Annotated in this window: 11 protein-coding genes and 1 pseudogene; 1 reads left to right on the top strand and 11 read right to left on the bottom strand. The window is 29.8% G+C overall.

The window, feature by feature from the left end; genetic code table 11:
- From ACIQ06_RS12645 to ACIQ06_RS12595, 11 genes and pseudogenes are all read right to left on the bottom strand, one after another.
- Positions 1–635, bottom strand: a pseudogene (locus tag ACIQ06_RS12645) (group 1 glycosyl transferase); the annotation flags it as partial.
- Complete coding sequence (locus ACIQ06_RS12640) at positions 626–2011, bottom strand: hypothetical protein (RefSeq protein WP_396146855.1); 1386 nt, start codon at positions 2009–2011, stop codon at positions 626–628. The gene ACIQ06_RS12640 and the pseudogene ACIQ06_RS12645, both read right to left, overlap by 10 nt.
- Positions 2008–2805 (bottom strand): hypothetical protein, encoded by a 798-nt coding sequence (locus tag ACIQ06_RS12635; protein ID WP_396146853.1) that lies wholly within the window; start codon positions 2803–2805, stop codon positions 2008–2010. The genes ACIQ06_RS12640 and ACIQ06_RS12635 overlap by 4 nt, the downstream gene beginning before the upstream one ends.
- On the bottom strand, positions 2798–3568 hold the full coding sequence (locus tag ACIQ06_RS12630; protein ID WP_396146851.1) for a class I SAM-dependent methyltransferase: 771 nt from the start codon (positions 3566–3568) through the stop codon (positions 2798–2800). Before ACIQ06_RS12630 ends, ACIQ06_RS12635 begins: the two co-directional genes overlap by 8 nt.
- Complete coding sequence (gene neuC, locus ACIQ06_RS12625) at positions 3568–4689, bottom strand: UDP-N-acetylglucosamine 2-epimerase (RefSeq protein ID WP_396146850.1); 1122 nt, start codon at positions 4687–4689, stop codon at positions 3568–3570. Before neuC ends, ACIQ06_RS12630 begins: the two co-directional genes overlap by 1 nt.
- Positions 4690–4695: 6 nt before the next feature.
- The gene (locus tag ACIQ06_RS12620) at positions 4696–5802 is read right to left on the bottom strand and encodes an acyltransferase family protein (protein WP_396146848.1); all 1107 of its coding nucleotides are present in this window, start codon (positions 5800–5802) and stop codon (positions 4696–4698) included.
- Positions 5803–5907: 105 nt separating this feature from the next.
- Positions 5908–6495: a hypothetical protein gene (locus ACIQ06_RS12615; RefSeq protein WP_396146845.1), complete on the bottom strand. Its 588-nt coding sequence runs from the start codon at positions 6493–6495 to the stop codon at positions 5908–5910.
- Positions 6496–7536: an N-acetylneuraminate synthase family protein gene (locus ACIQ06_RS12610; protein ID WP_396146843.1), complete on the bottom strand. Its 1041-nt coding sequence runs from the start codon at positions 7534–7536 to the stop codon at positions 6496–6498.
- 1 nt (position 7537) lies between these two features.
- Positions 7538–8209, bottom strand: a complete 672-nt coding sequence (locus tag ACIQ06_RS12605) for a cytidylyltransferase domain-containing protein (protein WP_396146841.1) — start codon at positions 8207–8209, stop codon at positions 7538–7540.
- Positions 8199–9104, bottom strand: a complete 906-nt coding sequence (locus ACIQ06_RS12600) for a glycosyltransferase family 2 protein (protein ID WP_396146839.1) — start codon at positions 9102–9104, stop codon at positions 8199–8201. The genes ACIQ06_RS12605 and ACIQ06_RS12600 overlap by 11 nt, the downstream gene beginning before the upstream one ends.
- Before the next feature lie 9 nt (positions 9105–9113).
- Entirely contained in the window at positions 9114–10805 is a 1692-nt protein-coding gene (locus tag ACIQ06_RS12595; RefSeq protein WP_396146837.1) for an ABC transporter ATP-binding protein, read from the bottom strand.
- A 204-nt stretch (positions 10806–11009) separates the two neighbouring features.
- Here ACIQ06_RS12595 and ACIQ06_RS12590 point away from each other — a divergent pair, with 204 nt between their 5' ends.
- Positions 11010–11747, top strand: a complete 738-nt coding sequence (locus ACIQ06_RS12590; protein ID WP_396146835.1) for a tyrosine-protein phosphatase — start codon at positions 11010–11012, stop codon at positions 11745–11747.
- Positions 11748–11753 lie beyond the last annotated feature (6 nt).

Below are 11753 nucleotides of genomic sequence, written 5' to 3'. Positions count from 1 at the left end.
TTCAAAGCTGCTACAGCATAAATAACATCTTGAATTCCTTTGTCTTTTCTTAAATGTGAGGCCGTTAAAAATTTATTAGAAACACTAAAATCTGTTTTTACTTTGAACTTTTTAATTTCCAAACCGTTGCAAACAACTTTTATTCTATCTTTAATAAAAGAACCTAATTCCTTAATTAATTGATTTTTAGAATACTCAGATACTCCAACAAACAAATCTATGTATTTGGCATATAAAATTCCTTTAGTCTTTTTTTCTAAACGCTTTTTCAGAGGATACCCAGACAAAGGTCTTGGATTGTGATCGATAGCAATTATCTTAGCCTTGTTTATCTTTTTTAGTTTTTTATAAAATGGCGTGCAAAGCTCAATAAAATGAGTTATTACATGAGAATAATGGTTTTGAGAATGATATTCTAAAAAATAATTCTCAACATTTTTGTAGTCACTTGAATGCAAATTTAGTTTAGAATAACCTCCATGATTTGATAGATTTGGAAAAAACCAATCGACTTCAATGCCTTGTTCTTTGCATTTTGCATCAAACATCCAATAAAAATAGTCCATGCCACCTACTCGCTCTGGAAGAAGCTCATAGTTACACAAAACGGCTATTTTTTGTTGGTTTACACCCATGCTTTTAAGGTTTGTGCTATACGTTTGCCAGTTTCAAATAAGGGTTTACTTACTTGTAATTTTAGCAATTCCATTCTGTTTTCGCTGTCTAAATTTGGGTTGTTCAAATATATTTTTATTGCTTCAATCAATGAGGTTTCATCTTTAACAACTTTGGTCGCTTTAGAATTGACTACGTTTTCAATATGAGCGTAATTCAAAAAACGTTGGTCATCATACAATCCGTTTTCAAGATTTCCGAAAACAGGATTGATAACTGGTTTATCAAACTGTATAAAGTCCAAACTCATGGTAGACAACATGTTAATATTCAAATCTGAAAACTCGAGTACTGACCTCAAATCAATCACATCTTCTACAGAAGGAATTCGTTGCGTCCACAACTCTTGATGTTTATCTCTAGAAAGTGGCCATTTTGGATAATTCCATTTAATAAAGGGATATCTCTCAACAAAACTTTTAAATCGAATTGGATCTTCAGCTGGTGAAGTTCTTATTAATAAGTTAACATTTTCAATTTCATTACTTTTAATAGCATCAGCTATAGTTTGAATATAAAGCTCATCATTTTTACTCGTTGCTATATCGCCACAACTAAAACAAATGGTTTTTTTAGAACTATCTAAACCAAATTTTTGTTGAAATTCATCTTTAGTAGTTTTATATCTATCTAAAACATACGGCTCAAATTGTGGTGTCCCAACAACTTCAATATTTTCAGGTTTTACTTTCGAATAAAACTGAAGTAATTCTTTTTTCATTAAATCACTCCAAACTAAATAATAATCAAAATTGGCAGCCATTCTTCCTTTGGAAGCTAAATTATCCCAACTAAAAATAAAGGAAGCAGTTTTCACATTATTCTGTTCAGCTTGATATGCCAATGGAGCTATAAAAGGTGGTCTTTGATGAGTGAAAAATAATAAATCAAATTTTTCATCTTTCAATAAAGTGCCATATTCTTTAGAAATTAAATTATTTCTAAAAGACCTTTGTTGCAACTTATTATAAAATTGAATCCATTTTTCAGAGAAAAAATAAGACGTCCATTTATTGATTAATCTTGTCGTAAAACCTCTAGTTGTTTTAGCTTTTGAATTATTAACTCTTAAGTTGTCTTGAATACCAAAATTTCCTTTCTTGTGCAAATGAAGATGGGCAAGTTCTTTGGCTTTTCTAAAAAACCAATTAATAAATTTTTCTTCATAAACTGGTAATTCAATGACTTTACATATAACAGAATTATATACAGATTTAGGTAAATAGGATAAAATCACTACCTCATCAAAACTTTTTTGAGCTTCAGATATAAAATCACTCAAGATAAAATTTCTATATCCAACGCCATCGGTAATTACTATTCCTAATTTTTTCATTTAAACAATTTTCTACAAACCTTTTTGTAATATTTCTTAATTTTTTGTTCTAAAGCAAATGTAGTTTTTTTATATAATATTACGTCAGATAAAGATGACGATGAAGCATCTAAAACACCTCTTGCATTTAAAATCTCATTTATTCTGCCAGTATGTTTTTGGTTAATGCCATAACTTCTTGCATACCAAGTGTGGCATAAAACCTCTTTTTCTTTGTAATAAACAATGTTAGCAATTCCATCAGTGCTCATTTTAGTATCTAAAAAAAGGAATTGCTTTCCTTTTCTTCTTAGCCAAAAATAAAAACAATAATAAGGTTCGTAAACACTATGTTCATTATACTCATAAGGTAATTTAGCTAACGAATCTGGAAACTCACCAACGTTAATAAACTGATTGGCTAGCATTTCCTTTTCATTCCAAATACTTTCAACTTCTTTGAAATTTAAAACTGAAAAGAACGTGTTGATAGCATAGGGATTTTCTTTTCTGTGCAAAATAACGCCACCATCTCTTACTCCGCAAACCGTCAGATGGTTTGTCTCCATATCTTCTATGATAGAAAAAACTTGATTAGCATCAGTAAAAATCACATCCTCATCTGCCATAACCAACCATTCAATTCCCTTGCCTTTAAGCTTAGACATCATATAAGTAATGCTATGCAAACCATGCATTCCATTGGTGCCATTTATAACATAGCGCTGAATATCTTTTGGAAATAATGTAGATGATTTTTTGTATAAATCAAAGTTGGCAACAGTTGATAATATGGCAACTTTTTGCTTATCCATTCTTTACTTTGTTATTTACCAAATAATTAGAAGGCTCGTTATTATCACCTTTGTAAATAAATATCATGTTGTGATAAAAGTGCATCGAAACTATATGCTGATCGTAATACGTCTTTTTATAATCTGGAAGCATAAATTCTTCATTATTCAATCCATCAATTAGGGATTTAAAAAAGCAATAAATGGTTCCTTTTTTATTGAAATCAGTAGAGGTGCCACCATAGTCTTCCCAATAAGAGGTTTGCGTATCTTCAACCACATAGATTCCACCTTTCTTCAATTTTGGAAATAAAAATTCAAAGGATTCAATTACATGCTCATTGATATGACTTCCGTCGTCAACAATTAAATCAAACTCTCCTACTTCATTACAAATAGATTGTAAAAATTCTTTATCTACCTGACTTCCTCTGTAAATTTTAATACGGCTTTCTTCTTGAGGTGATTTATCATGAATATCTAGTGAGTATATTTTGGCAAAAGGAAAATAAGCCTTCCACATTCTCAATGAATTTCCTCCTGAATGTGGATTTTCATATCCACCGACTCCGATTTCAAGAAACTTGATTTTTTTTAATCTATAGGGTGCAAAATGCAACTGATAATGTGGTGTATAAAAATGGCCACCCCATTTGTCTGTTTTAAATATTTTAGCCAATTTGGTTAGATTATTGGAAACAAAAAATGCCTTTAGAACATTGAGTTTTCTTTTAACCTTGTACTTAGTTTGCCAATCAAATTTTTTCTTAAGAGTTGAAATCATTATAGTTCTTTAAATTGCTTTTGGTGGTTAATGTTCCAAATATCATTATTTTTTAACGATTCTAAAAATAATTGAGCACTATTTCCGTCACCAAAGTCGGAATTACTTTTTTGGGTTTTGTGATTGATGATAAGTTGTAAGGCTTCTTTAATAGCACTTTTTTTATAATCTACATTGATAATATCGGCATGTAAGGCTCTATTTTGCTGTCTAGTTCCAATATTAATAATCGGAATTCCATAGTAAGGAGCTTCTCTAATTCCGGCGCTACTGTTACCAATTATGAACTTAGATTCTTTTAATAAAGTTAGAAAATACTCAAATCGTAAAGAAGGAAAAACTCTAAAACGGTTGTTATTCTGTAACTTTTTATAATTATCAATTATAAATTGACTTCCCAAATCATTATTCGGATAAATTACTACATAGTTATGATGGTCTTCTAACAAAGCATCAACAAAATTAGTAGCATATTGATTCATTTCTGATGCTTCAGTTGTAACTGGATGGAACATTACTACTGCAAAATCGTCAAATGGGATTTGATAATATTCTTTTACTTTTTCTAAAGATGGTAAATCATCTGAAAACATGATATCAATATCTGGTGAACCTATGGTATAAATTGACGAAGTCATTTCTCCCATTTGAATTAATCTTTTGGCTGCATCATCATTGGAAACAAAATGAATATGACTCAATTTAGAAACGCTATGACGAATTAGCTCATCAACAGTTCCTGACAATTCTCCGCCTTCAATATGAGAAACTAAAATATTATTTAACGAACCTACAATAGCTCCAGCAAGTGTCTCAACTCTATCGCCATGAACAACTATCATGTCTGGATTAACTTGTTTGCAATAACTAGAAAGACCTTCTATGGTTTTAGCCAAAGTCAAATCCATTGTAGTTTCATGAGTATGATTTTCAAAAGTATGAACGTTTTTATAGTTGCAACGTTCTATTTCTATAAGCGTATATCCGTACTCTTTTTGCAAATGCATTCCAGTAACAAAAACAAATATTTCAAACTCTTGTTGGCTTTCAAGAATAGAAATAAGTGATTTTATTTTGCCAAAATCAGCACGCGTTCCGGTTAGAAATAGGATTTTTTTCATAATCTTTTATGCTATCCGACTTGGATAAAATTTATCTCTAATTGTAAGAAAATATTTTTCTATGTAATTGGTCATTATCATTCCTAAGACAATACTAGTTGTAGCAGTAAATGGAAAAAGAACTATTGGGTCAACTTGAATTTTAAAAACATAAGACCTCAAAAACGAAAAAGAAACTGCTACAAATCCATGAATTAAATAAATTGAATAAGATGCTAATCCAATTCTACTTATAAAATTAACTACTCTTTCAGAAAACATTTTATTCAATACAGAATTAATATTTTGATACACTAAAAAACTGATTAAGAAAATACCAAAAGATATATAAAGAAATGTAAATCCAAATGTTCTTACAAAAATAGAATCTTCAAAATCAATAAATGGTGTAAACATCAACAAAATTACTGCAATTATAATCAAAAGCCTCTTGTTATTATTAAAAAAATTAGTCAAAATTTGATTTTTGAAATAATAAAAATAAGATATTAAGACACCAAACAAAAGAGAATCCATACGAAGATGCGTCATAGTAACATTTTTTTCTTTCAGTTCTGGATGATAATAATTACTATAAAGTCTTAATATAAAGATAATAATGAGTAAAAGTAGAATAACTATTTCAAAATAACTCCATTTAGAATTGAATTTCAAATTGAAAAAACTCTTTTTTATTGCAAAATATAAAAGTATAGCAAAAAAGAAATAAAAATGTTCTTCGATTGCTAATGACCAAGTCGCTACGTAGGCATAACCCCAACCCATGATATAATTTTGAATAAAAAAAACATCAGCTAGTAAACCTTTCCAAAGAAATTGACCTTTTACTAATTTTATAGATAGGTATAAAAAATAGGTTAAAAAATAAATGGGATATATTTTGAAACCTCTTCTAATTAGAAATAATTTTGGTTTAATATTTCCAAACTTGTTGTACTCTTTAAACAATAAGCCCGACACTAAAAAACCACTTAGTACAAAAAATAAATCTACACCAATCCATCCCATTTTTGAAGTAAAAGGAGTAAGTGGTAAGTGTCTGAGTAAAACTAAAATAATTGCAACTCCTCTTAAAAAGTCTAACTCTCTTAATCTATTAGTATTTTGAATCATATTATCACTTTAAAAATACTCTTAATACTTATAAATTAAAGGAATAAACGATTTTACTTTACCAAAATCGAGACGTATATATGTTAAGAATAGGATTTTTTTCATTTAATTAATTTGCTTTTTTTTATTATTTAAGTCAGCAGTTACAATTGTATTAGCTTCTAAATTCTCAGCAACCAAAACATGTGCTCCTATAATCGAGTTATCACCAATTGTTACTTCTCCAATTATTGAAGAATTGCAATACATAGTAACATTGTGACCAATTCTATTACCTTTACCACTTCCGTTTTTTTTATGTCCAATAGTACATCCTTGATGGATTATAAATCCTTTCCCAATGGTATTTCTACTTCCAATTACTGTTCCTTGACCATGAATAATATAAAACCCAACATCAATAGTGTTATTAAAATAGATTTCACATGAACACAATTCTTTGAGTAACCAATGTATCTGTGGTTTTAGTTCTTCTAAATTATTTAAATGCAATTCATTACCTAAACGGAATAAAAAAACAGCTAATTCATTACTATTTGATTTAATCCTACTTTCAATTTCAGAAGTTGATAAACTTGAAAAATGATACTGAACATCGGCAACAGTTTTATCAAAAGCAATAGCCACAATCTCATCAGAAATTGATTTACTATTATATACTTTAGTCAATAAAAAAGTTACAAAATCTTTCATTTATTCAAAATCATTAAAATCCAATTGTTCATCATTTGCTATATCTCGAGTAGCTGCTTTTCCTAGTAAATCATTGAAATGTTCAGCCAAAATTTTTCCTGTTCCAGGTCGTTTTACCCAAATATTTTCTTTGGTTAAAACATCGCCTTTTTTAATTTCAGCAATAGAACAAACTGTTGCAAAAGCAAAGTCAATAGTTACTTGCTCTTCTTTGGCAGGTTCTTTAGTTCCGCCACGCATTTGCCACATTTCATTAGAAGAAACAATCAATTCTGTAGTAGCTTTTTCATCCATACTACAAACAATATCTGGACCTGTTCGTTGCATGTGATCTGTAAAATGTCTTTCAAGAATACTTGCTCCAAGTGCCACAGCTCCTAAACAAGCATTGTTATTTAAAGTATGGTCTGACAACCCAAAAACCTTATCTGGAAAAGCTTGATGTAGTTGTGTCATGGCACCAAATCGTACCAAATGAATAGGCGTTGGATATAAGTTGGTAGTATGCAACAAAGCCACCGGAATATTGTGTTTATCAAAAATAGCTACCGCTTTGGCAACACTCTCAATGGTATTCATTCCAGTGCTTAAAATTACTGGTTTACCAAAAGAACAAATGTGTTCTAAAAGTGGATAGTTATTACATTCACCTGAACCAATTTTATAAGCTGGAATATCAAATTTTCTTAAACGTTCGGCAGCAGCTCTAGAAAAAGGTGTCGAGATAAAAATCATACCTTTACTTTCAACATAATTTTTAAGTTCTAGTTCTTCTACTTCACTTAACGCGCAACGTTCCATGATTTCGTAAATAGAAACATCAGCGTTTCCTGGAATAACTTTTTTGGCAGCACCACTCATTTCATCCTCAACAATATGAGTTTGATGTTTAACCACTTCAACTCCTGCTCTATGCGCAGCATCAACCATTTCTTTGGCAACTTGAAGTGAACCCTCGTGGTTAATTCCGATTTCGGCAATTACTAATGGTGGAAAATCAGGTCCAATTTTTCTTCCTGCTATTTCTATGTATGGGTTCATTCTATTTCTTATTTTTATTTAATAAATATTCGGCATAGTCAAAGTCTTCTTGGGTATCGATATCTACATCTGCAAATACATGATTTACAATATAAGGAAATGCCTTTTCAGATATAATTTTTCCTTCTAATATCAATTTTGTTTTGGCAATGTACAATAATCCGTTTTCAAAATAAAGAGGTTCTAAATCTTGACTACGTTGTCCTATTTCATAATTGAACGGAACAAAAACGTTATTGTGAATTTTGCCAAATTTATGATGATTTTGTGATACTGTAAATAAGCTATCTAAATTGTCCTCTAAATACTTTTGAAAACATTCTGACAATAAATCAATTGGTCGTAACGGATTGGTTGGCTGCAATAAAACTACATTTTCAACATCGGAATCAATAGATTCTAAAGCATGCTGCAATGATGAAATTGTAGGCTCCAAATCTCCTGAAATGGATGGTGGTCTGTCAATTACTTTTGCACCATAAGCCAAAGCTACTTCTTTTATTTGCTCATCGTCTGTAGAAACATAAACCTCATCAATTATATCAGAATTTGATTTTGCATAAATAATACTATGAGCCAGTAAAGGCATTCCTCCAAGTGGAAGAATGTTTTTACCAGGTAATCTTTTAGATCCACCACGAGCTGGAATTATGGCTATAGTTTTACTTTTCATCTTCTGGTTTCCAATAAATTCTAATTGGATTTAGTTGATTGATTTCCTTATATTCTTTATTTGATAATCGATTACTTTGCTTTAGCAATTTAGGAAAATTAATTAGAACATCAAAAAGAGCTTGAATGATTCCTAAAGTAGCTTTAAAGTCACCTTTGAAAGTTTTGTTTTTCAATTGCATCCAAAGTGTATAGACCAATTTTCTTGGTATTTCAAGAAATGGATAAAACAGAAAATACAAATACCATCCTGAACGAAAGCTTCTTCTTTGCCTTATTTGATAATCGGCATTATTTTTTCTTGAAATTATATCTACCCGATGATGTACTAAAACCATAGGTAAATAATGAATCTCAATATTCTTCTTAAACAATTGATAGGCAGCAAAATCTTCTTCTCCATAAAAAATAAACCATTCTGGATAGGGTGGAATTGATTTCCATGCAGACATACGCCATACATGACCGCAACCTACAAACCCTCTTACCCTTTCTGGATGTAATTGAGTTCGTAAAGTATTTGGAGCATTTTTACCCCAAAAAATTCTAAAACTTATTAAGCCACAATTAGAATTGTTCTCGAAATACAGCTCAATTTCTTCTAATGGATTTTCTGATAAAAAATGAGCATCATCATCTAATGAGATAGCAAATTGAGCTGTTGTAGTTTCTAATAAACGATTTCTACTAAAAATTAAACCGCGTGACTTATTATTTCGAAGTAACTTTATTTTAGGATGATTCTGAGTCAAATAATTAAAAGTGCCATCTGTAGAACCATCATCGCAAATAATGCATTCTAAATCATGACGCAAAAGCAAACCATTGATTCTATCTAATGTGAAAATTAAATCTTCAAGTCTATTTTTAGTAGTAATAAGGATGGCAAATTTCATAAATATCAATTATAACTCTTGCAATGAAACCATTTTTGCAAAGGTTGGTGAAATTTGTAACAGCTCATTGTAATTTCCTTGACTTTCTAGTTTACCAGCATTTATCAAAACTATAGAATCCGCATTTTTAATAGTTGATAATCGATGAGCAATAACAACAATTGTAATTTTACCTTTTAATGAATCTACACTTTCTTGAATAAATTTTTCGGTTTGAGAATCTAGAGCAGAAGTAGCTTCATCTAATATCAATAATTCAATATTTTTATATAATTCCCTGGCAATTGAAAGTCGTTGTCTTTGTCCGCCAGACATCACTACGCCATTATCACCCAAAGCAATATCTTCTTTAAGCTCAGCTTTTTCAACAAAATCAGTTAAATCAACTTGTTGAATAACATCATTAAAACGCTTTAAATTAGCTTCGTTTTTAGGCGACCAAAAGGTAACGTTATTAAAAAGCGTATCATTAAAAACAACTGTTTCTTGCGATATAAATCCAATTTTACTTCGAAAAGTATCAATAGAGTAATCTTTTAATTTTTTTGAATCAACCAAAACTTCACCACTAGTAGGTGACAATAAACCGCACAAGATATTTACTAAAGTTGTTTTTCCTGAACCACTTTTTCCAACAAAAGCCAAAGTCTTATTTTTGGGAATATCAAGTGATACACCATCAATAACTTTTGATTTATCATTATACTGAAAGGAAATATTCTTTAATTGAATATTAGTTTCAAATCCTTCAAATGCCATTCCGTCTTGAGTTTCTTTTTCACTTTTTAATTCTGCAGTAAATTTCTCATAATGAACGATAGAACCAACATATTTTAAAAAGGCAGTCCAACTTTGTTGCACACTCATTAAACTACCAAAAGCTCTGTAAAAAAATAATAGGATAACAATAATTGAACTAAAAGTTCCACCTATAATATTAACTTGAATATAAATTGCAATCAGCAAGAAAACAACTATAATTGGCTCACGGAATGACATAACCTTTGCTGAAGTTTTACCTAATACAATTACATCTTTTTCAATGTCATCGACTGTTGCATTAATCTTATTCAGATAATTCTTCATCAATGCTGTAGACTTAAGATATTTGAAATTGGTTACTTGTTGCAAAACCAAACTAGATAACTTATTGTTTTCATTTGTTATGGAATACGACAATGACTGCGAACTTCTATATAGTGATTTAAACAAAAATCTTGACAACCAACCACCTATAATAACAATAATAGTAAATTTTGGGTTTGTCAAAAAAGACAACCCAATGTACACTAATACAAAAATTATATTTTGAACAACAGATACATATTGAGAAAAAGCATTATTGATACTCAATATTTCTGCTGTCACACTGTTTTGGATAGTACCAAAATTTAGGGTGACAAATTTTGAATACTTTAAATTAGAAATATTAGAGAGCAAATTACTTCTAATCTTTTTATTGAAATAAGATGTTGCTAAAACTCTGTAATAAACATCAAAATATCGGAAAGCTGCTTTTAACAAAAAAAAGAAAAGCATAATTAGTAAAACAGAATTGACAGTAGGTTTAAGATTGAGGTAGTTAAAAACCTGCATGAAAACATCACTAGTTCCTGTACTCGAAGCAGAACCTTCTCCAGATGCAATTTGAAACAATGGAATAAACATTGTCAAACTCATAGCATCAACAAAACTATACAATATACTAATTGCAAAAATAAAAAAAAGCCTAGTCTTCAATATACTATAAAAAAAGTACAGGTAATGAAAATAAGATTTTAAAGATTTTAGTAATAATTGCTTCAATTTATTCATGGTTTTAATAAGAGCCAAATTTAGAAAACAAAATCTATATATGTATTTTAAATTTTTATTTATTTTGGATTACTTTTACAAAAAAATAACGTGTTTTTCTTCAATAAAAAATCGACTTACCTCAAAGATATAATCCCTAATGATTATACTGATATTCATTCGCATTTATTACCTGGAATAGATGATGGATCAAAAGATATTGACGACACCTTGACATTGATAAACGAATTAAAAAAGTTAGGATTCTGTAATTTTATAACAACTCCTCACGTAATGGAGCATGTTTGGGAAAATTCCAAAACTAAAATTGAAGATACACTTATAACAACATTAAGTCACCTAAAAGACAACACTATTGACAATCCGTTTAAAGCTGCTGCAGAATATATGCTTGATGATAGGTTTAGAAATCTATTTCAAGAAGAAAAGTTACTAACACTTAAAGAAAATTTTGTTTTAGTAGAAATGTCATACATTAACGCACCATTACAATTGTATAACATTATATTTGATATACAAGTAGCTGGCTACAAACCAGTTTTAGCTCATCCAGAACGATACAATTTTTACCATAATAACCTCCAAGAATATAAAAAGTTGAAACATGCAGGTTGTCTCTTTCAAATCAATCTACTCTCATCTGTGGGTTATTACGGACCAATGGTAGCCAAAACAGCCGACTATTTATTAAAAAATAATATGATAGATTTTGTAGGTTCTGATGCACATCATATGAAACATGTAGAATCATTTAATAAAAAAATTGTTTTGAAAAACCTTGATCCTTTAAAGGAAGCTTTTCAAAACAATGTTTTCTTTAAACCTTAATTCTAT

The sequence above is a fragment of the Flavobacterium sp. genome (assembly GCF_044341265.1).
In the GTDB taxonomy this organism is placed as follows: Bacteria; Bacteroidota; Bacteroidia; order Flavobacteriales; family Flavobacteriaceae; genus Flavobacterium.
Note: the sequence above shows the minus strand (reverse complement) of the source record. Positions and strands in the feature narration are given on the sequence as shown.